General features: G+C 63.7%; 11 protein-coding genes. 6 read left to right on the plus strand and 5 right to left on the minus strand.

Annotated elements, in window-relative coordinates; genetic code table 11:
* The first annotated feature begins 1 nt into the window (after position 1).
* Positions 2-2,335 (plus strand): CHASE2 domain-containing protein, encoded by a 2,334-nt coding sequence (locus BLT66_RS22400; RefSeq protein WP_092761400.1) that lies wholly within the window; start codon positions 2-4, stop codon positions 2,333-2,335.
* Positions 2,336-2,372: 37 nt separating this feature from the next.
* On the opposite strand, the gene BLT66_RS22405 is transcribed toward BLT66_RS22400, so the two are convergent.
* From BLT66_RS22405 to BLT66_RS22415, 3 genes are read right to left on the minus strand one after another with little or no spacing between them, the layout of a single operon-like run.
* Positions 2,373-3,440, minus strand: coding sequence for an OmpA family protein (locus tag BLT66_RS22405; RefSeq protein ID WP_176955141.1), 1,068 nt, complete (start codon positions 3,438-3,440; stop codon positions 2,373-2,375).
* A gap of 29 nt (positions 3,441-3,469) precedes the next feature.
* Complete coding sequence (locus BLT66_RS22410) at positions 3,470-6,820, minus strand: porin family protein (RefSeq protein WP_143029260.1); 3,351 nt, start codon at positions 6,818-6,820, stop codon at positions 3,470-3,472.
* Positions 6,810-14,492 (minus strand): DUF7933 domain-containing protein, encoded by a 7,683-nt coding sequence (locus BLT66_RS22415; RefSeq protein WP_092761406.1) that lies wholly within the window; start codon positions 14,490-14,492, stop codon positions 6,810-6,812. The genes BLT66_RS22410 and BLT66_RS22415 overlap by 11 nt, the downstream gene beginning before the upstream one ends.
* 335 nt (positions 14,493-14,827) lie before the next feature.
* Here BLT66_RS22415 and BLT66_RS22420 point away from each other — a divergent pair, with 335 nt between their 5' ends.
* The 3 genes from BLT66_RS22420 to BLT66_RS22430 are packed head-to-tail and all read left to right on the plus strand — an operon-like array spanning position 14,828 to position 17,791.
* Positions 14,828-15,409 (plus strand): GbsR/MarR family transcriptional regulator, encoded by a 582-nt coding sequence (locus BLT66_RS22420; RefSeq protein WP_092761408.1) that lies wholly within the window; start codon positions 14,828-14,830, stop codon positions 15,407-15,409.
* Complete coding sequence (locus tag BLT66_RS22425; RefSeq protein WP_092761410.1) at positions 15,406-16,767, plus strand: cytochrome ubiquinol oxidase subunit I; 1,362 nt, start codon at positions 15,406-15,408, stop codon at positions 16,765-16,767. Before BLT66_RS22420 ends, BLT66_RS22425 begins: the two co-directional genes overlap by 4 nt.
* Positions 16,760-17,791 carry a cytochrome d ubiquinol oxidase subunit II gene (locus BLT66_RS22430; RefSeq protein ID WP_092761412.1) on the plus strand — a complete coding sequence of 344 codons (1,032 nt, stop codon included), beginning with the start codon at positions 16,760-16,762 and terminating at the stop codon, positions 17,789-17,791. The genes BLT66_RS22425 and BLT66_RS22430 overlap by 8 nt, the downstream gene beginning before the upstream one ends.
* 40 nt (positions 17,792-17,831) lie before the next feature.
* Here BLT66_RS22430 and BLT66_RS22435 read toward each other — a convergent pair whose 3' ends face one another.
* The gene (locus BLT66_RS22435; protein WP_092761921.1) at positions 17,832-18,755 is read right to left on the minus strand and encodes an SDR family oxidoreductase; all 924 of its coding nucleotides are present in this window, start codon (positions 18,753-18,755) and stop codon (positions 17,832-17,834) included.
* Between the two features lie 43 nt (positions 18,756-18,798).
* On the opposite strand from BLT66_RS22435, the gene BLT66_RS22440 reads away from it, so the two are divergent.
* Positions 18,799-19,851, plus strand: a complete 1,053-nt coding sequence (locus BLT66_RS22440) for a CDP-6-deoxy-delta-3,4-glucoseen reductase (RefSeq protein WP_092761414.1) — start codon at positions 18,799-18,801, stop codon at positions 19,849-19,851.
* A 59-nt stretch (positions 19,852-19,910) separates the two neighbouring features.
* Here the strand turns inward: BLT66_RS22440 and BLT66_RS22445 are convergent, their stop codons facing one another.
* On the minus strand, positions 19,911-20,138 hold the full coding sequence (locus BLT66_RS22445) for a hypothetical protein (RefSeq protein WP_092761416.1): 228 nt from the start codon (positions 20,136-20,138) through the stop codon (positions 19,911-19,913).
* A gap of 152 nt (positions 20,139-20,290) precedes the next feature.
* Between BLT66_RS22445 and BLT66_RS22450 the strand changes: the two genes are divergently transcribed.
* On the plus strand, positions 20,291-21,271 hold the full coding sequence (locus tag BLT66_RS22450; RefSeq protein ID WP_092761418.1) for a tripartite tricarboxylate transporter substrate binding protein: 981 nt from the start codon (positions 20,291-20,293) through the stop codon (positions 21,269-21,271).
* The last annotated feature ends 109 nt before the right edge of the window (positions 21,272-21,380 follow it).

Here is a 21,380-nt window from a genome sequence, read left to right on the forward strand (position 1 = left end):
CTTGAATAACCGCCTGCTCGATTGGGTGTCGCTGCAACGGGAAAGCGGGCTCGATGCCAGGCGACTGCGCAAGCGCTGGATCGAGTGGGGATTGCTAGCCCTGGTACTGCTGTCGGTGGTCGCCACCTTGAGCTGGCGCAACTCTCTGGAGCGGGTGAACCTGGTGATCGAAGACCAGACCACGCGCTTGATGGAGCGGTCTGTCTCCAACGACATCGTGCTGGTCACCATCGATGACAAGAGCCTGGCGGCAATTGGCCGCTGGCCGTGGCGGCGTGGCTTTCACGCAGCTTTGCTCGACAAGATTTCTCCGGCCAAACCCCGCGCCATCGGCTTGGATCTGATTTTTACCGAGCAAGATCCGGTCTACGCGGCAGACGATGTTTTGCTGGCCCGTGCCATCCAACGCAGCGGCAAGGTCGTGCTGCCGCTGGCACTGCAAGACAGCTACGGCACGGGCCATTACAAACCCATATTGCCCGTTCCCGCGCTGGCCAAGGCGGCTGCGGCCATAGGGCACATCCACCTGAAACTAGACACCGACGGCATCGTTCGCACGACCTATCTGCGCGAAGGAGATGGCACGCGCTGGTGGGACCACTTTGGCGTGGCGGTGTTGCGGGCCGGCGGTTTTGCACTGCCTTCTGAACCAGCTCCCAGCCCGAGCGACATCCAGCCCAAGGACTGGACGCGTGAGCACCTGGTGCAAATTCCATTTGTTGGTGCCCCGGGGCAGTTCCAGCAGGTGTCTTATGTGGACGTGCTCAAAGGACAGGTGCCGGCCGCCACCTTCACCAACAAATTCGTGTTGGTAGGTTCCACCTCGGCCGGCATGGGCGACGCATACGCCACACCGCAATCGGGCAATTCGGAACTGATGGCGGGCGTAGAGATTTCCGCGAATCTGATGAATGCCCTGCTGGAAGGGCAAAAGATCGAGCGGGCCAGCGCTTGGCAGAACGCAATCTTCTGCACCCTGCCCGTCGCGCTGGGCCTATTGGCCATACTGTGGCTATCGCCCACGGCCTCGCTGCTAGGCAATGCGCTGCTGGTACTGCTCACGCTGGCTGCGAGCTGGCTGATGGCGCTGTACACCGGCATTCTGCTGGCGCCTGCTGCTGCGTTGCTGGGGCTGTTATCGGCCTATCCCTTATGGGTATGGCGCCGCTTGAATGCCGCCATGTGGTACCTGCTGGAGGAATTCCAGCGCATGGAAATACGCCATGACCTGCCCCAGATGCGGCCCACCCAAAGCCGCGGTGATCCTTTGGAGCGCCACATCGGGGCGCTGCAGAACGCGTCGGAACAGCTGCGCAATCTGCACCGCTTCGTCAGCGACATTCTGAGCAATCTGCCAGATGCCACCGTTATCACCGACCCCACCGGCCGAGTGCTGATGGCCAACCAGGCGGCACAGCAGTATTTCCGCCCGCTCGGCATTGAACAACCGACCAAGCACCAGCTCGCCGACCTGCTGCGCAAAGTGAACCCGGGCGGCAGCACGCAAATACAGGATGCGGCACAAACCTGGACCGGTGAATCCAAAGACGATGCCGGGCGCGATGTGCTGATCAAGTGTGCCCCCTGCTTCAACACCGATGGCGTGGCGACGGGTTGGATTACCAGCCTGGTCGACATCAGCCCGATCCGGCACGCAGAGCGCCAGCGTGACGAGGCATTGCGCTTCATCTCGCACGATATGCGCTCACCGCAGTCGTCGATTCTGGCCTTGCTCGAACTGCACAGAATGCAGGCCGATGCCGCCATGCCTGCAGAGACGCTGCAGCGCATCGAGCGCCATGCGCAGAAGACGCTGTATCTGGCCGAGGAGTTTGTTCAGCTGGCCCGTGCCCAATCCAGCGCATACCGCCTGGAGGTCATCGACCTGGGCGAACTGTTGCATGAGGCGGTAGACGAAGTCTGGCCGCAAGCCGTGCAGCGGCACATCAGCTTCAAACTGCAGACTCCAGAGGTACCCGCCTGGTGCGAAGCGGACCGCGGTTTGCTGACCCGCGCGATCGGCAATCTGCTCAGCAATGCGGTGAAGTACAGCCCGGAACACACCGAGGTGCAATGCAGGGTGCAGGACCACCAGGGCCGTTGGCAGCTGTCGATTGCGGATGCAGGGCCTGGCCTGTCGCTAGAGCAGCAGCAGGTATTGTTTCAGCACTTTGTCCGCCTGCAGCCGAATGACCGCTCAGCACCGCGCGGCATCGGTCTGGGCCTGGTGTTTGTGCGCACCGTGGTGGAGCGCCACGGCGGTAGCATCCAGTTGAACAGCATGCTGGGGCATGGCACCACCCTGCGATTCTCTTTGGCGCAAGCCCTGGAATAGCGCCACACGGTGGATACCGGGTGGCGCCGAACCAGGCCTACCGCTTGCGGGAGATACCTTCGATGCGGATGTCTACCCGCCGATTCGACAGCAGGCATTCGCGCAGAGCGTCCTGGTCCGGGAAGTGGGCGCTGCATGCATCGACCGGCTGGGCATCTCCTTTGGAGTCCGTCTGGATACGCTCCGCCACCACGCCCCGTGACAACAGCAAGTCCCGCACCGTCATCACGCGCTTCTGCGACAGCACCAGGTTGTAATCGCTGTGGCCGGTGGAGTTGAGGCGGTCCGCATGACCCATCAGTTCCAGGTTCTTGATTTCAAGCTGGTCGGCCCCCATGCGTTGGAGCAATTGCTCCAGCGATGCAAGGCTGGCTGCCCGGATATCGGTGCGGCCATAGCGGTCAAATTCAAACACCACCTGGGCCGAGAGCTTGACCACATCGGGTGGCGCAGCCGGGGTCGGCGCCACGGGTAAGGCCGCAACCAGCGGTGCAGGCGGGCTGCAGGATGCCGCCAGCGCATCGGCCTCGGTCAAACCATCTTCCACCATCTGGACATAGGGCTTTGCATGCCGCCACTGCTGCTGGTTCAGCTCGTTGCCGGCATGCACCAACTCGACTTCAGAGCACGCCACGCGTTGCTGTGCGCAGGCGAATCCGCTGTGTGTATGCAGTGCGCGGGCTCGGTCCCACAGGTCCGGGCGAATCCGCGCCGCACCGTTGACCAGCGGGGTGTCCGTGGAGATAGGGCTTTGCTTGCCCTCCAGCGCCACGACCAGCTTTTCCGACTCTACCAAGGACTCCTGCACAAACGGGCTGCGGTCATTGCGGGTGTATTCGTGGAAGGACACGTCCAGCCAGCATTGCGCTTTGGACAGGTAGTAGTTGCGCACCGGCACGCCGGTTTCGTTGATGGCATGGATGCGCTCCTGCATCTGCGTATAGACCGCATGGTCCGCACGCTGGGCTTCGTCGGTGATGCGGTCTTTGGCGGGTGTCAAAGCAGCTTGCGCATCTGCGTCCAGCGCCCCCAAGGGCCCCAGGGCCACCAGCAAGGCAGCAGCCAACACGCGCAGTCTCAAACGGGAGCAAAAAATAGGGTTCATGGTGTTCACTCGGTTCATCATTGGTTTAATCAGCGGTCCAAGCTGGTGTTGACGTTGCGTTGGCTGCCCGCAAACAGGTCTTCGTCGAACTTGAAGCGCAGGCGGATGTAGAAGCCACTGCGCGTGTACTCATAACCGGCCAGGTCCCGGTCGGCCGAAAAGCCTGACTTGTTGTAGCCCACGGACAACCACAGGTTTTGCTGCAGCAGGTAGCCGGCCTCTACGCCGTAAGCCCATTGCCGGGCCCGCTGCTGGCCGAACTGCACCGCACTCATCACACCCACATCCCACTTCTCGGTCACGTCGTACACCAGGCGGCCAGACAGCAGTTGGGCGTGGAAGTTGTCGCGTACCCCGTTTTCCAGGCTGTCACGCTGCCACTTGGCCGCAATGCGGCCAGTCGTCCACCAGGGACGACTCGGGTGGTAGTCAGCGTGCGCCGAGACGATGTGGGCACGCGTGGCCAAGTTGCCAACAGAGGCATCGCTGGCATCGCGTTCGGTTTTCAGCTCGTACTTGGCCAGCGCATTTACGCGGTTGGTATCGGTCTCGCGGTACGCCACACCAATCTGCGCGCGGTTTTGCAGTACGTCGCCGCGGGCGTCGTACTTGGTGAGCAGCAGGTAGTTGCGCCCCAGCAGCGTCCAATCCCGGGCCATCTTGCGCGCCGCCATGACCTGCCATAGCGTGGTGTTGAACGCCTCGTTGCTGGTCGTATTGGCAATATCGCCGGAATGGCGGTATTCCACGCGGCTGGAGCCGCGCCACAGGGGGTGGGCGGTGTAGTCCACACCAGCCGATACCGCGTAGGCATCGGGTACATCACCTGAAAGTACCTGGACCCGTTCGACCGCCGTGTTCAGGCGCACTCCCTGCGCGACATCCCAGGCATTGCGCACGCCCGAAGCCATTTGCAGGTCTCTGCCGCTCACAGCATCGCGCAAGCGGTACTCGCTGAACAACTGGGTGTCCTTGATGTAGGCCGAGTTGACGCCAAAAACAAAGGCATTGGCCTTGCGTTCGTCGGTGGTGATGGTGTTCACGCCCGACAGCCCGGTCTGCTGCTCGTAACGCCCGTACAGGCGGGTGCGCTCGGCAATCTGATAGTCGCCACCGACTGCGAAACGCCGGCGCGGGTCGCCGCTGATGTCATGCTCAAGCTCACCGCCCAAGGTGAACTTGTCGCTGACGCGAAAGCCCAAGCCGCCGCGCACGGTCTGGCTGCTCAGCCCCGTGGTCTGGTTCGCCAGCGTACCGGCAAGCGAGGTACCTGAACTGACCACCACCAGGCCGCTGACCGGATCAATCACCTGGTTGCCAAAGCCCACAGCGCTGCCGCCTGAGCCGGTAGCAATGCTGCTGGTGAGACCGGCCGTAGAACTGAACGGGGTTGAATACAGCGCGGTCACGCTGCCCGCAGACTCATGCAGTGAGCGCAAGCCCACATCGGCGGTCAGGCGCTCGCTCAGCTTGAAGGCAGCACCCACCTGGACCGAGCTGCTGTCGGAAGCGCCCACGTTCAGATCCTCGCTGCGCTGTCCTTGCAGGTACAGCTTGGTGCTGTCGTCCAGCTTGTAGGCAGCGTAGATGCTGGCCTCACCGCGGCCGCCGGTCAACGGTGCCGCCAGGTTGTTGAAGGTGGTGTCACTGCGGCCTACAAAAGCCCGCGCCGTGGTGCGATCCGCCTCGTGTGCCACCTCGATCCGCCACGCGTTGCCCGACACGTCACCGACGCGGCCGGCCATGCCCGGCAAGACAGACACATTGGTCGCATTGGTGTTGACCTCGCTCGTGGTGCGCGCGACTTCGGCCACCAACATGGTGTGTTCATCGATGCGCCAGCCAACGTTGGCGCTGCTCATGGCCTGCGATGCCAGCGGATTGCTGTCGCGCATCACCGAGCCACCGATTTCCGCACTGCTGCCCAGACGCATCTGGCCATCGGCGCCCATCACCCAGAAGCTGTCTCCGCCCTGGTCAACCTCGTAGGTGATGCGCAGCGATACCGGATTCAGATTGGCATCGGCCGACGGCAGAAAGGTGTTGAGCAGAATGCGCCCGCTGAACGGCTCGAACGTGTAGTCGGATAGCCGCGCCAGTGCAGTGGTACTCAGTATGCGCGAAGGTTGCTCGCGGTCGCGTACGACGATCTCCACTTTCTCGCTGCCTTCGAGCACCGCGCTGTTGCGCAGCCCGTACGGGCCGCTGCCCTGGCTGGAGAACTCTTCCACCACCTGCCGCAGCGAGTCGCGAAAGGCAAATACATTGCCCACAAAACCGCCATCCTCATGGTGGTAGCGCACGCCTGCTGCGCTGCGGTTGTAGTTGCCCAGACTGCGCTGCGCGAGTGTGGCCACGTTGCCGCCGCCAGTACGCTGGCTGAAACCGTCGCCTGTGGCGAAGTTACCCCACAGCAGATAGCTTTTGTCTTTATCGACCCGCACATAGAGGCGGCGGTCCGACAGTGCATCCGTACCGCGCAGCGAGGAGTCGCCGTAGACCGGATAGAACTCTTCAGTCTGGATATCGCGCAGCAAACGCGCGCGGGTCACCTTGTCGGAATCGTAGGCTGCCGTCAGCAGGTACTTGCCCTGGATCGTGCCGCGCAGGAAGAACGCACTGCGCGCCTCCAGGTTCGCCTTGCCGTTGTTGAACTCGCGGCCCCAGGCGCGGATCTCGCGCTCGAATGCATCCTCGCGCTCAGGGCGCACCAGCAGGCTGCGCTCTTTGCGCCCAAAATTGATGATGCCCTCGAGCAAACCGGCGGCGACCATTTCACGCATCTCGGGTACGAAGCTGACCACGCCGGACGCTTCCTGCGCCCCCACCGTAATGCGCAGCTGCACATCCTGCGGCGCCATCGGCGCCAACAGGGAGAAGCTGGCCACGCCATCCACCACCCGGACCTGCACACCCGGCGTTACCCGGTCGGCATCACGCGCCATGGGGCCGGATTCATCCGTGCGCGCCCCGGGCACCAGCACGCGGCCACCACTGTGCTCAATGGTTGCCCAGGCCGGGCTTGCCAGCGGCTTGCCCTGGCCATCCAGCACGCGGATGGTGACAGGCACGGCCGTCTGCCCATCGGCAGGCACCGCGTTGCGGGCCACTTCCACCACGACCCGTTGGGCCGCCTGGTTCAGCGCGTAATCCACCTCGCCAACGGTGCCTGGGAAAACCGTAGCGGTTTGGCCAGGCACAGGCTGCCCAGGGGTCGCCAGCGGGTACAAGGGCTGTGCGACACCGGTAACGGAAGTGCGTTCCGCTGCAGTCAGCGGCGCAAAGCGGACATCTTCGGACTGCGCCCAGCCGGACGGAGCCAGGATGGCGCCGATCAGCAAGGCAATAGCGCTGCGTTGGGGGAGACGATTAGCGTGCACCGTTGGCTCCTTCACGCGGCTGGACTATGGGTTGGTTGGCACTGTCGGTAGCTTGTTTCGGCATACGGACAGGCTTGCTTTCAAAACGCAATGCAGGCCCTTTCAGTTTTTCGGTTTCCACCGAGCGGATTTCCCCTTGGGCACGCCGTGCCTTGACCTGCTCCACGACCGGGTTGGAACAGCTGCCCTCGACAAAATCGGCGCGGTGCAGCTCCCCGTTCTTCAGGTCGATAAACAGGCTGTTGGCGTCGCCCAGATTGCGGTTGCTGGAGGTCGTCAGACGCGAACCGGTGGGCAAGGTGCGGGGGTCGACCTTCAGCACATGGCTATTGGGTGTCAACCCGCATTGGCTGTACTTGCCCTCGCTGTCGCTGACCAGGTACTGCCCCGACTCGAAGTACAAGCGCACGCCGGGAATCCCCAGCTCTTCGGAGTCCTGGATGTGGTTTCCATTGCAGTCCACAAAAATCTTGCCCAGCACACAGGCTTGGTCGGTGAACACGCCACCCGTGACCTGTACCTGGTGCGCGCCTTCGTTCGACTCAATGCTGTTAGCCACTGCTTGCAGTGCAGCCGTCAGGCAGCCCGCCGCGGTAGTGCAGCCATAGGCGCGGGCTGTATTGATGCCAGTGCCCTGCATGCTGCCGACGCCCACGCGCACCCGGTAGGTCAGGGTTGTGCTCTGGTTCAAACTCAACCCGCCCACGGTGAAGCCGAGAACCGGTCCCAAGCCGCCCGCAGGATCGGGGGCAGCCAAGCCGTTCACACGCGCCGTGCCACGGATGTAAGTGAAGCCGGCTGGCAGCCGGTCACGCACCGTGACTTGTGGCAGCGAGGAACCTGCTGTGCGGCGTACCACGATGGTGTAGAGCAAGGTATCGCCTACTTCGGCCACCCTGCGGCTACCGGTCTTGGACAACACAAAGCCGGTTGCATTCATGGGATCCACCGGAATATGGTTGTTCACCACATTGGCCGAGCCGCCAGGGAACGCCAGGTTCAGGTTGAAACTGAAGTAGTACTGGGTGGTGGCCGCACCGCTGGACAGGCCGGCAGAAGTCGATGCACACGCACCTGGTGTCGTCAGTGGATTGCCTGCCGCTGCGGTAGGCGCTGTATCGCTGGTCTGGACGACAGCCGGGTCGGGCGGTCCCGCCGAAACCGACAAGGTGGCGGCGCACACCGGGATCAGCGTGGAGGCGCCTGGCGCATAGCCGGCGGGTGCCGTCACGCTCAGGGTGTAGACGCCGGAAGGCGCAGTCGACAACAGCAGAAACTGGTAGCGGCCTGCGCTACCGGTGGTTTGCGACAGCGCCCCACCCAGCAGCTGGGATGCATCAAAACCGGGTGGGCCAGACAAGGTGACCACAGCGCCTTGCACAGGCAAGCGGGTCACCGCGTCATACACCACACCCGCAGGGTCCAGCGGCAGGCTTTGCTGCAGGATGTTGTCGCCCGGAAGCAAGTTGATGTTGTGCAGCACACCTTGGGAGTTGTCTGCACCGCCGGGGTTGCCGGAACCCACCACGCCCGAGGTATAGGACTGGCCACTTTCATTCGGCACCGGCCGGCCATACAGATAGCTGGTGCTGGGCTCGCGGAAGCGCACTTCGTAGCCAGCCCCGGGCGCCAACGCCGTGAAGCTGTAGGCACCATTGCTGTCGGTTTGGGTGGTTGCCACCAGCACCCCGTTGTTCAGCAGTTCGACCGTCCAGTCGAGCACCACGGGCTCGCCCAGATCCTTGACGCGGTCGTGGTTGGCATCGCGCCACACGCTACCACTCACGGTGGCAGCGGATACCAACACCACCGAATCGCTGGCGCTGTTATTGCCATCAAATCCGGCCGGCTCGCCGCCACCCGATACCAGGGCGGTATTGGTCAGTACCTGGCCAGTGAGGCCACTGGCAACCGCCACGCGCACCACCACAGGGTTGCCGCTGGCGCCTGCCGCAATTTCGGTCGTGCTGGTACAGCTGACGATGCTGCCGCCTACCGCACCTGTACAGGTCCAGCCGGTACCGGTAGCCAAAGCCGCCACGGTCATGCCGGTCGGCAGGGTATCCGTGAGGGTGATGGTTCCACTGGTAGCCACCGTGCCGATGTTGCGCGGCGTCAGGGTGAAGTAGCCGGAGCTGCTGCCCGACGCAAAGTTGGATGGCGCATGGGTTTTAGCCAATGCCAGGTCGGGCACCGCGCCCGGAATTTCGGCAAAGTTGTTCTCTGCAGACACCATATTGGCGCCCGACAAAGCAATGCCGGTGATACGGCTGCTGGTGGCAGTGGGGTTGCTGGCAGCTCCACCGGTGGAGCCGGCCGTTACCGTGCCATTGTTGGTGCCCGCAGGCTGGGACGCTTGCGTCAAGGTGTAGTTGCTGCCTTCGGGCACAGCGCTGAAGCGGAAGCTTCCGTCGGCCGCCGTGGTAGTCGTCAGCGATACAGGGTTGCCGTTGATATCGGTTCCCGTCAAAGCTACCGTCTGCCCGCCGATGCCGTGGTCCGGCGGGTTGTTCAACACGCCGTTGTTGTTGTAGTCCAGGAACACCCGGCCCGAAACGCTGCGGCCATTGGGAATCTCGGCGAAGTCATTGGCCACCGACTGCGTATTGGGTGGCAATACGATGTTACGGATCGCACTGGGCAATACCGCAGGCGTGGAAGCCGTTCCCGCGGTACCGCCATTCGGTACGTTGCCCGCAGTGGTCACGCCATTGGATGTGCCAGCCGGCTGGCTGGGCTCGCGCACGCTGTACGTGCCCGGCAACAGGTTGCCAAAGCTGTAGCTACCGTCGGCTGCCGTCGTGGTGCTGGCCACCACGGCGTTCGCACTGTTCAACAACTCGATCACTACGCTAGCCAAAGACGTATCCGCGCCATTGCGGATGCCGTTGTTATTGGTGTCCAGGAATACCGAACCCGCGATGGTCGAGGGAACTATCTCGGCAAAGTTGTTCTGTGTAGAGCCGGTGATCTGGCCACCCGCACCGTCACCATTCAGCACGATGCCCACGATCTGACTGCTGCTTGCGCTCGGGTTCGACGCGCTGCCTGCAGTACCGGTGCTGCCACCGGTCTGCACCAGGCTGCCGGCCGTGGTGATGCCGTTAACGGTATTGCTGGGCTGCACCAGCTCGCACACCGAGTAGGTGGCAGCAGGCAGGCCGGCAAAAATATAGTTCCCCAGCACATCCGTAGCCACCGGGTTGGCCAGACCGCCCTGACTCACCAAGGGGCCAGCGCAGGAGTTACCAGCACGCAGTTCCACGCTCACACCGCTGATCGGTGTATCCACGCCGGATTCAAACGTGCCGTTCGGCGTGAGGTTGTTGTCGCGGAACACACGGCCGGAGATAAAGCCCTGGGTACTGACTGTCAGCGGCGCATTGGCAGCCTGCTGGTTATTACCCAGGTTGGTTTGCAGCGCACCCGCCGCGATGCTGTTGGTATGCGTACCGGGCGTCGCCGCCGTCACCTGCACGCTGATGCTGCAGCCGCCTGCAGGAATCAGGGCACCACTGGCATAGCTGACGGTGTTGGACGCAGCCGCCGCAGTCACGGGTCCTGGGCAGGTAGTCTGCACATTCGGCGTCGCAGCAACCAGCACCGGGCCCGGGGCGGTAGGCAGGGTATCGACCAGCGCGGCCGTCAATGTCAATGCCGTCGGGTTGTCGTTGCCCAGAAATATCGTCAGCGTAGACGTGCTATTGGGCGGAATGACGGGTGGCGCAAACTGCTTGGAAACCACTGGCGGTGTGGACACCTGCAAACGCGCGCTGGTGGGCTCCTCGTTGCTGATGCCCTCAAACGTTGTGATAGCACCCGCGGCAATCGTATTGGTGTACGCGCCCGAGATATTGCTGAGCACGTCCACCAGCAGATTGCAGGATGCATTCGCCGCCAGCGTTGCGCCGCTGATGCGTACCGAGGTACCCGATGCAACAGCCTGCACCGTGCCACCGGTACAAGTGGTCGAAGCGTTTGGCGTAATCGCCACCACCAGGCCAGACGGCAAGCTATCGGTCAGCGCAAGCGCTGTCAACGCGGTCGCGTTCGGATTGGTGATGCGGATGGTCAAGGTAGCAGCACTGCCGGCCGAGCGTGTTGCGCTGCCGGTGCTAAAACCTGCCGGGTTGCCAGCATCCAAAGTCTGGCCGTCTATCGCCTTGTGCACCAGCAGCGGCGCCTTGGCGCGCAGCACATCGGTTGCAGGCTGGGAATTGCTCACGCCCACGCCGCCCGACGAGGCAGAAATCGCGCCTGCAGGAATCGTGTTGGTGTAGTCCCCTTGGGCAGCCACCAAGACATCCACTTCGGCATAGCAGTTGGTCGAGATGGCACCATTGGCGGCCCCCAGGTTGCCACCGGCCACCTGCACTTGGCTGGCAGTGGGCGCACTCACGGTGGCGCCGGTACAGGTGGTGCTCGGGTTGAAGCCGCTGGGCACGGTGACTCCGGCCGGCAGGTTGTCGACTACGGAAAGATTCGACACCGGCTGCGCCGTCGCGTTGAAGAAGGTGATCCGCAAACGCGAGCGACCGCCGGGCTGCACCACTTTCGGTGTGAACTGCTTGGTCAGGCCCAGATTGCTCTGCGTCGTCAGGCTGGTAGTGGCCTGGCCGCTATTGCTCAGGCCCTGGTCAGTTGCAATCGAACCCGCAGGGATGAAGTTGGTGATACCGCCCACCGCCACCGATGTGACGTTGACCACCACGGTGCAAGCCGTGTTCGCCGCCATCGCCGCGCCCGACAAGGACACGGACTCCGCGCCTGCGACCGCTGTCACCACGCCCGCTGGGCAGTTGGTGGCGGTAGCCGGATTCGAAGCCACGACCATGCCGTTGGAAGCCCCTGCGGCCGTCCCATTGGCGGTGAAGTAGTCGGTCAGGCGCAAGCCGGTAACGTTTTGCGTTCCGTTATTGACCGTTATCGTCAACTGGCTGACCTGGCCAGGGAATGTCAGCGTGCTGGGGTTGGTGGCCTTGGCCACCGTCAAACCCGAAGGCGCATTGAAAGCCAGGGTGGCACTCACCGCCGTCTGGTTGAACACACCGCCTGCAGCGGTAATGTTGCCCGCAGGAATGCTGTTGACCCAGTTCGCGCTGCCGGTGGTAACCACGTCGAACACCAGGTCGCAATTGCTGCCGCCAGCGATAGATGCGCCCGTCAAACTGATGCTGGACGCACCCGGCGTAGCCGTCACCGCGGTACTGCCCGCGCACGTGGTGTAGGCATTGGGTGCCGGGGCAAGCAGCATGCCCGCTGGCAAGGGGTCGGTCGCTGCCACCTGGGTCAACGCCACCGCACCGTTGTTGTTCAAGCGCACAGTAACCCTGGAACTGCCGCCGGAAGATACCGACGTGGGCGAAAAGCTCTTGCTCGCTGCCAGCGACGAGGTGTAGACCAGCGTGGCCGTGTTCGAACTCTCCGGTGCCAGCGTATGGGTCAGGCCATTGCCATAGGTTTCGGTACCCGTCACCGTCGCGGTATTGTTGAAAGTGCCCGCAGGGCCGACCACGTCAAACTGCACCACGCACGAACCCGCGGCGCCCGCGCCGTTCGAGGCCCGGGCCGGCACGGTTGCGCCATTCATCGAAAACGAGGTTGCATTCGGCGTGGCCGTCAGCACCGGGCTGCCGGTGCAGGTGGTCGCAGCATTCGCCGGATTCGCCACGCGCATCTGCCCGCCACCGCTCACGGCCGCAGGCAGGTTGTCGCCCAGCGTCACATTGGTCAGCGGGTTGGCCGACAAGTTGTCCAAGCGAACCGTGACCCGCGACACAGCGCCTTCCGACAACGGCCCTGCCGGGCTGAAGCTCTTGTTGGCCGACAGCACCGCACCCGCGTGGATGCTGCCCGAAGCAGACGTTGCGCTGCCGTAGCACACCTGTGGGCCAGAGCCGTAGCACACGGAGCCCGCGGCCAGGGTGTTGTCAAAGCTGGCATTGGCGGCGGCGGCACTCGACACCATCGCCCAGAAAGTGACGGTACAGGTGCCGGGGCTGCTCACGCTCGCCCGCGCCGGTACCGCGATGCTGCCAAACGTGATGGCGCTGGCGCCCAGCACGGCGCCGTTGGTGACGCTCACCCCGCAGCCGCTCGGCGTGTAGTTGACCCCGCCTATCGTGCCGGTCAGAAAGGTCTGCCCCTGCTGCAAGGTATCTGGAAAAACCAGGTCAGTGATCGCGGTGGTGGACCAGTTCTGCAAAGTGACCTGGTAGCGCACCGGATTGCCGGGCTCCGGGTTGTTCGGCGACACCGTCTTGTTGACGTTCAGGTTCTGGTAGACCGTCACGGTGGACGATGCCGGCTGGCTCACGATGGCGGGATTGCCCACATCGACTGCGCCGGCGGCCAGGGAATTGGTATAGGCCCTGGGGGTATTGGGCGACTGCACCGTGCCGGTGAAATCCACCGTAACCACACAAGACCCACCGGCGGGGATGGAGCCCCCCGTCAATGCCACCCCGGTGTTGTTTGCAGTGGCGACCACCGAGCCGCCACAACTCGTAGCCTGCCCGGTGACCTTCAAGCCATAGGCATTCAAATTACCCGCGGTACCACCATCGATCGCATCATCGACCAGGCTGGAGATCGCAAGCGCGCTGGTGCTGCTATTGCCCAGGGTGATGGTGAAGCGCCCGGAGCCGCCGTTCGACAGCGAGGTGGCGTTCACCGTCTTGCTCACCTGCAAAGGCGAGCGTACCGTGATGTCTGCGGTGGCGTTATTGGCCGCTGGTATGCCCAGATCGTTGCTGAACTGCGTACTGCGGTTGATCGTATTGGTCTGGGTAATGCTGTAGCTGCCATTGGTTTGCGCAGCCACTACGTTGACGGTAAAGATACAACTGCCGTTCACCGCACCCGAGCGGGCCGGCAGGGTTCCGGTGGCAGAAAAGTTATTGCCGCCGGCACTGGCCGTGACCACCGGGGAAGCACCGCCGTTGTTGCAGCTCGCGCTGGCGCCCGAAGGTGACGCCACCTGGATCACAGCCGATCCGCCCAGTTGGGGAAACAAATCCGCCACGGTAAAGTTGGGTATCTCCACCGGGTTGCTATTGGTCAGCGTCACGCTCAGCGCGGTGGACGCACCACCCAGCACCACGGTGCCGGTGCCAAAGGCCTTGGACAAACCGGGTTGCGCCAGTGCCACCACGTTCACGCTCTGCTGGACCGCCCCCACGTTCTGCACCGCTGCACCATCATTCCCAGTCACTGCGCCGTCGGCGATGGTGTAGGAATAGGTGGCGGTATTACCGGTGGATGTGCCTGCGGTCACCGGAATGACGATGGTGCAGCCCCCGTCCACCGAGCCGGAACGCGGCGGGATCACACCGCCGCTCAGGCTGATGCTTTGCCCTGTGGTGGTCAAAGTACCCGTACCCGCAAACGTGCTCGGGCCAGCCGGGTCAGTACAGGTGTAGGTGGCAGCGCCCGTCACCCGCAGCCCGTTGGGCAGTGTGCCGGGCAGCAGATTGCTGAAGCCCACCGCAGAAATGGGCGCCAGGATGTTGTTGTTCGACAGCGTGATCTGCAGGCGCGTGGTCTGGCCTGGATAGATCTGGGTCGGGTCGCCGGCCAGCAGGGTCACCGAGGCCCCCAAGGCCGCAAACGCCGAACCCGCAAACCCAAACGACAAAGCCACCAGGCTCAGATTGCGCAGCCCGCAAGCCATGGCGCGGGACGCAATACCCCAGCCCACTAATCGACGCGCCAGCTGGATAAAACAGCGCTTGAAAAGCGCCCGCTCTGCATTACGAACCGCTTCGGTCCAGGCCCTCCGGTGTGTACTCCCCACGGCGCGATCCTTGAATAGTTGTAACAGCCGCGGAGTCTATTTTTCGATGCTTACATCTACAACACAATTAACAAAGCATTAATCAATCTCCAGCAAACCGGCCAGCGCCCCGGTTTCCCCAATGAAACTGAGCAATCCATGGGGTCATTACATTTCGGCATCCCATTTATTCCTGAATTTTCAGAAAATACTGAAAATTCAGGAAAACACAGATGAACCTTGCCCCCCTCACCCAGCGCTTCGTTTTGCACTTTGGCGAAATGGGCAGTCGCTGGGGCATCAACCGCACCGTGGGGCAGATCTATGCCCTGCTGTTTGTTTCGGCCAAGCCGCTGAATGCCGACGACATCGCCGAAGGCCTGGGCTTCTCGCGTTCCAACGTCAGCATGGGGCTGAAGGAGCTGTCGTCGTGGAACCTGGTGCGGCTGCACCACTTGCCCAACGACCGGCGCGAATACTTTGAAACGCCCGAAGACGTGTGGGCCATCTTCCGCACCCTGGCGGCCGAGCGGCGCAAGCGCGAGATCGACCCCACGCTGTCCATGCTGCGCGATGCGCTGATGGAGCGGCCCATGCTGGCCGAAGACATCCACGCGCAGTCGCGCATGAAGGAGATGCACGACCTGATCGAGCTCGGCACCTCCTGGCTGGACGAGGTGCAGAGCATGGATTCCGCCTCCCTGGCCAGCCTGCTGAAAATGGGCGCGCAGGTGAAAAAACTGCTACAAGTGAAGGACCGGGTGAAGCAAGCCTTCACGCCTACCAAGGCTGCCCCCGCAGAAGGAGACGCATGATGGAAGCCCTCGACCCCGTCGCCCTGGCCCGCATCCAGTTCGCGGCCAACATGACCTTCCACATCCTGTTTCCCACCATCAGCATCTCCATGGGCTGGGTGCTGTTCTATTTCAAGCTGCGCCACGCGGCCTCGCGCGAAGCGCACTGGATGGACGCCTACCAATTTTGGGTGAAGATCTTCGCGCTGACCTTCGCACTGGGCGTGGTCAGCGGCATCACCATGAGCTTCCAGTTCGGCACCAACTGGCCGGGGTTCATGCTGAAAGTCGGCAACATCGCCGGGCCGCTGCTGGCCTATGAGGTGCTGACCGCCTTCTTCCTGGAGGCCACCATGCTGGGCATCATGCTGTTTGGCCGGCACAGGGTGAGCGAGCGCGTGCACACCACCGCCACCTTTCTGGTCGCAGCAGGCACCACCTTGTCGGCGTTCTGGATTCTGGCGCTGAACTCGTGGATGCACACACCCACCGGCTTTGTGATGATCGATGGCCAGGCCCATGTGACCAGCTGGTTCGAGGTGATCTTCAACCCGTCCTTCCCCTACCGGCTGACGCACATGCTGCTGGCCTCGGGGCTGACGGTAGCCTTTCTGCTGGCCGGCATCAGCGCCTTCCGCTGGCTGAAGCACGATCGCGGCCTGGAAACCATGGCCGGGCTGCGCACCGGTTTGACGTTGGCCGCCCTGCTGATCCCGGTGCAGATCGTGGTGGGCGACATGCACGGCGTCAACACCTTGCACCACCAGCCAGCCAAAATTGCCGCCATGGAAGGCATCTGGAAGACCGAAAACGGGGCCGCCGCCGTGCTGTTCGGCATCCCAGACGCGGCCACGCAGAGCAACAAGCTCGAGATCGCCATCCCCAAGCTCGCGTCCTTCTACCTGACCCACGACTGGAATGGCGAGGTCAAGGGCATAGACGCGTTTGAAGGCAAGCACCCGCCTGTAGCCCCGGTGTTCTTCGCCTTCCGCATCATGGTTGGCGTAGGCCTGCTGATGCTGGCCGCCAGCTGGCTGGGCGTGTGGCAACTGCGGCACCAGGGCCAGCCGCAGCCCTGGCTGGCGCGCGGCCTGGTGGCCATGACCTTCATCGGCTGGGTCGGCCTGGTTGCCGGCTGGTATGTGACCGAAATCGGCCGCCAGCCCTGGCTGGTGTACGGCGTGATGACCACCGCCGAGGCCGCCTCGGCCATACCCGCCACCGCCATCGCTGCCACCCTGGTGATGTACCTGCTGCTGTATGCGGTGCTGATCACCGCCTATATCTCGGTGGTGTTCTACATGGCCCGCAAAGCCACGCTGTCCGCCAAGCCCAGCTACCCCACCATCGAGCGCCGCCAGGAGACCCAACATGCCTGATCTGATCAACGACTTTGGCCAGCCTCAGGTCTGGTTGCCCGTGGTGTTCGCCCTGGTGATGGCGCTGGCCATGCTCGCCTATGTGATTCTGGACGGCTACGACCTGGGCGTGGGCGTGCTGATGCGCAAGCCGAACAACGAACAACAGGACGCCATGATCGCCAGCATCGGCCCGTTCTGGGATGCCAACGAAACCTGGCTGGTGCTGGGCGTGGGCGTGCTGCTGGTGGCGTTTCCGCTGGCGCACGGCGTGATCCTGGGCGCGCTGTACCTGCCCGTGGCCTTGATGCTGCTGGCGCTGATGCTGCGCGGCGTGGCCTTCGACTTCCGCGTCAAGGCCCACGACGACCACAAGCGGCTGTGGAACATGGCTTTCCACGTGGGCTCGGTGCTGGCCGGCTGGTCGCAGGGCTTCATGCTGGGATCGATGATCACCGGCTTTAGGCACGACCTGGCGGGCATCTTGTTCAGCAGCCTGATCGGCCTGTGCCTGCTGGCCGCCTACGCCTTGCTGGGCGCAGGCTGGCTGATCATCAAGACCGAGGGCGAACTGCAGCTGATGGCCGTGGCCTGGGCCAAACGCAGCCTGTGGCTGACCGGGCTGGGCGTGCTGGCGATCTCCATCGCCACGCCGCTGATCAGCCACAACATTTTCCTCAAATGGTTCAGCTTTCCGAACGTGATTCTGCTGCTGCCGATTCCCGTCGCCACCCTGGTGCTGTTCGGCACCATCTGGCGCAGCCTGGGCCGGCTGCCGGTGCGGCTGGAGCAAGGCAATGAGTACGGCATAGGCGTGCCCTTCGGCGCCACGGTGGGCATCTTTCTGCTGGCCTTCTACGGCCTGGGCTACAGCATCTGCCCCTGGCTGGTGATCGACAAAATAACCATCTGGCAGGCCGCCAGCGCGCCCGAGGCGCTGATGGTGATCTTCTACGGCACGGCCGTGGTGCTGCCGGTGATCATCGCCTACACCGTGTTTGCCTACCGGGTGTTCTGGGGCAAGTCTACAGAGCTAAAGTATTGATGAAATAGGCCGCTGGCGCAGATAGTACCTGCGCTAGAAGCTATTTATTCGATAGCAAACCGGTTTCCACTGTGGGGTAGCGCAGCCGCAGCCGCAGCTCGGTTTTCATGCGCGTGTTGTCCAGGCGCCGGGACTCGGACATGAAGCTCAGCAGCATCAGCGATAACTGCCCCTGGGCCGCGCTGCGCGGCACGCGCGGCGGGCGCGGCAGGCCGTACAGGTCGGCGGCGAAGTCAAAGTAGTCGCCCATCTGCAGCGCGCTGTCGTCGTTCACGTTGTAGATGCGCTGCGGCTGGCCGCGCCACAGGGCCAGCACGCAGGCGCGGGCCAAGTCGTCGGCGTGGATATGGTTGGTGTAGACGTCGTCGCCCCGCTCCAGCACCGGCGTGCCTTTGCGCAGACGCGCCTCGGGCGTACCGCCTTCGCGGTCGGGTGCGTAGATGCCGGGGATACGCAGAATGCTGCTGCGCACCCGGCTTTGCCGGCGGCCCAGCAGGCGCACCGCGGCTTCGGCGTCGACGCGGCGCTGGGCCCGCGGTGTGATGGCGGCCAAGGCCTGGGTTTCGTCCACCAGGGCGCCCTGGCAATCACCGTAGACGCCGCTGGTCGAGCCGTAGACCAAAGCCCGCGGCGTGCCGCGCAGCTGTAGGGCGCGCAGCAGGCTGCGGGTGCGCGGGTCGTCCCGGCCCTCGCCCGGCGGCGGCGCCAGGTGCAGTACGCGGGTCGCCAAGCCGGCCAGGCGCTGCAGCGAGGCGCGCTGGTCCAGATTGCCACACAAGGGCGTGAGCCCCAGAGCGCGCAGGGCTGGCACGCGTTCGGGGCTGGAGGTCAGCGCCAGCACGCGCAGCGCGCGCGGCAACTGGCGGGCGGCGCGCTGGCCGACATCGCCGCAGCCGACGATCAGCACGCGCTCACGGCGAAAGCGCGCAGGCAGCGCGCCAAGAGGGGTTTGGTTTGAGGGCAAAATCAGGCCGTTAAAAGACAGAGCCTCCGAGGATACCCAACCCATGACCCACCCCGCCCCCACCCCGCAGGCCTTCAGCATCACGGTACAGCCCAGCGGCCGCGTATTTGCCGCCACGGCCGACGAATCCATCCTGGCTGCCGGCATCCGCCAGGGCATAGGCCTGCCCTATGGCTGCAAGGACGGCGCCTGCGGCTCCTGCAAGTGCAAAAAGCTCGAAGGCATGGTGTTCCACGGCCCGCACCAGAGCAAGGCCTTGAGCGACGAGGAAGAAGCCGCCGGCCTGGTGCTGACCTGCTGCGCCATGCCGCTGACCGACGTGGTGCTGGAATCGCGCCAGGTCACCGACGAAAGCGCTTTCCCGATCAAGAAGATGCCTTCGCGCGTGACCACTCTGGAGAAGGTCTCGGACGACGTGATGGTCATCAAGCTGCAGCTGCCGGCCAACGACACCCTGCGCTACCACCCCGGCCAGTACATCGAATTCATCCTGCGCGACGGCGCCCGCCGCTCCTACAGCATGGCGAATGCGCCGCACACCGGCCCGGCAGTGGAGCTGCACATCCGCCACATGCCCGGCGGCAAGTTCACCGACCATGTGTTCGGCACCATGAAAGAGAAAGAGATCCAGCGCATCGAAGGCCCGTACGGCAGCTTCTACCTGCGCGAAGACTCCGACAAACCTATCGTGCTGCTGGCCTCCGGCACCGGCTTTGCGCCGATCAAGGCCATCCTCGAGCACATGCAGCACAAGGCCATTACCCGCCCGACCACGCTGTACTGGGGCGGCCGCCGTCCCAGCGATCTGTACCTGAACGACTGGGTGCAGGCCCAGTTGGCGAATATGCCGAACCTGACCTACGTGCCCGTCATCTCCAACGCCCTGCCCGAAGACGGCTGGACCGGCCGCACCGGCTTCGTCCACCAGGCGGTGCTGCAAGACCTGCCCGATCTGTCCGGCTTTGAAGTCTATGCCTGCGGCGCCCCCATCGTGGTCGATTCGGCGCTGGCCGACTACACAGCCAAGGCCGGCCTGCCGCCCGAAGCCTTTTTTGCCGACGCCTTCACCAGCGAGGCCGACAAAGCCGCCGGCTAAAGCCCCACGCACAAAAGCCCACCGTGCACAACACGGTGGGCTTTTTTATGCGCCAGGCTTTACGCGGCGTGGGTAAGCTTGTGTGCGTGCGTGACGGGGTGGTGCACCACCTTGACGTGGTGCTTGACGACCTTCTTGCTCGCCACATGGTGCTTGGTGGGCGCGGCAGCGTGCTTCAACGCGACGTGCTTGGCGTGGGGCGCTGCCACGGGGGTGGCGGCCGAGGCGGCCTGGGCAAAGCCCACGGCGGTCAAAGCGAGGGCGGCGATCAGGGTCTTGACTTGCATGCTGGCTCCTGGAAGGTAATGGTGGGTAAATACACGCGGAGTGGTAGGGCGTTATGGAGTGTTTATGTCCATAGCTATGCAACGCCTACCGCCCTGCAACAGGCAGACGTAAGTGTCTGCAAAGTTTTGTAATCCTGCGCCACAATGCCCGCATGCAACGCAGAAACCTCTTCCCCACCCTTCTCCCCGCCCTGTTCGCCCTAGCCCTGCTGCCCTGGAACGCCAGCGCCCAGACCGGCGCCCCGATCCGCCTGGTCGTGCCCTATGCGGCCGGCGGCCCCATCGACGCCACCGCGCGCATCCTGGCCGAAAAGGTCAAGGACACGCTGGGCCCGGTGATCATCGACAACAAGCCCGGCGCCGGCGGCAATATCGGCGCCGACCTGGTGGCCAAGTCCGCGCCCGACGGCCTGACCATTGGCATCGCCGCCACCGCCACGCATGCCGTCAATCCCTGGCTGTACCGCAAGATGCCGTACAACGCCGCCACCGACTTTGCCCCCATCACCCAGATCCTGCGCGTGCCGAACGTGCTGGTCATGAACGCCGACACCGCCAAGCGCCTGAACATCAACACCCTGGCCGACCTGGTGCGCTACGCCAAGGCCAATCCAGGCAAGCTGAACTTTGCCTCGGGCGGCAATGGCAGCGCCGGTCATCTGGCGGGCGAAATGTTCAAAGCCCAGGCTGGCATCTTTGCGGTGCACATCCCCTACAACGGCGGCAACCCGGCCCAGCTGGCCCTGCTGTCGGGCCAGGTCGACTTCAACTTTGACAACCTGGCCACCGCAGCGCCCAACATCCGCGCTGGCAAGCTGAAGGCGATTGCCGTCACCACGCTGCAGCGCAGCAGCTTCCTGCCTGATGTGCCGCCGGTAGCCGACACCTTGCGCGGCTTTGCCATCGACACCTGGTGGGGCCTGGTCGCCCCCGCGGGCACGCCCAAGGAGACGCTGGCCCGGCTGAACCAGGCGTTTGTCAGCGCGCTGCAGTCGCCCGACACCCATGCCCGCTTTGCCAGCCTGCTGGCCGAGCCCGTGCCCACCACGCCAGACGCCTTTGGCGCCTTCATGGCCAGCGAACGCAGCAAATACGCAAAAGTAGTGAAGAACTCGGGCGCACAAGTGGACTAAGGTGGCACCCGTGGTGTAGCATATTCTTACAAAGCATTTAGGCCGCTGGCGCATACTCAGCATGCGCAAGCAGCTACAGTATCAATAGCAAATCAGATTATTTGCCGAT

Origin of the sequence: Rhodoferax sp. OV413 (genome assembly GCF_900104385.1) — a bacterium.
Classification (GTDB): domain Bacteria; phylum Pseudomonadota; class Gammaproteobacteria; order Burkholderiales; family Burkholderiaceae_C; genus Rhodoferax_B.

Bases quoted from the DNA above. Each gene is read 5' to 3' on its own strand.
- BLT66_RS22405 (WP_176955141.1), bottom strand. From the start codon at position 3,440: ATGAACCCTATTTTTTGCTCCCGTTTGAGACTGCGCGTGTTGGCTGCT.
- BLT66_RS22415 (WP_092761406.1), bottom strand. From the start codon at position 14,492: ATGGCTTGCGGGCTGCGCAATCTGAGCCTGGTGGCTTTGTCGTTTGGG.
- BLT66_RS22420 (WP_092761408.1), top strand. From the start codon at position 14,828: ATGAACCTTGCCCCCCTCACCCAGCGCTTCGTTTTGCACTTTGGCGAA.
- BLT66_RS22425 (WP_092761410.1), top strand. From the start codon at position 15,406: ATGATGGAAGCCCTCGACCCCGTCGCCCTGGCCCGCATCCAGTTCGCG.
- BLT66_RS22430 (WP_092761412.1), top strand. From the start codon at position 16,760: ATGCCTGATCTGATCAACGACTTTGGCCAGCCTCAGGTCTGGTTGCCC.
- BLT66_RS22440 (WP_092761414.1), top strand. From the start codon at position 18,799: ATGACCCACCCCGCCCCCACCCCGCAGGCCTTCAGCATCACGGTACAG.
- BLT66_RS22445 (WP_092761416.1), bottom strand. From the start codon at position 20,138: ATGCAAGTCAAGACCCTGATCGCCGCCCTCGCTTTGACCGCCGTGGGC.
- BLT66_RS22450 (WP_092761418.1), top strand. From the start codon at position 20,291: ATGCAACGCAGAAACCTCTTCCCCACCCTTCTCCCCGCCCTGTTCGCC.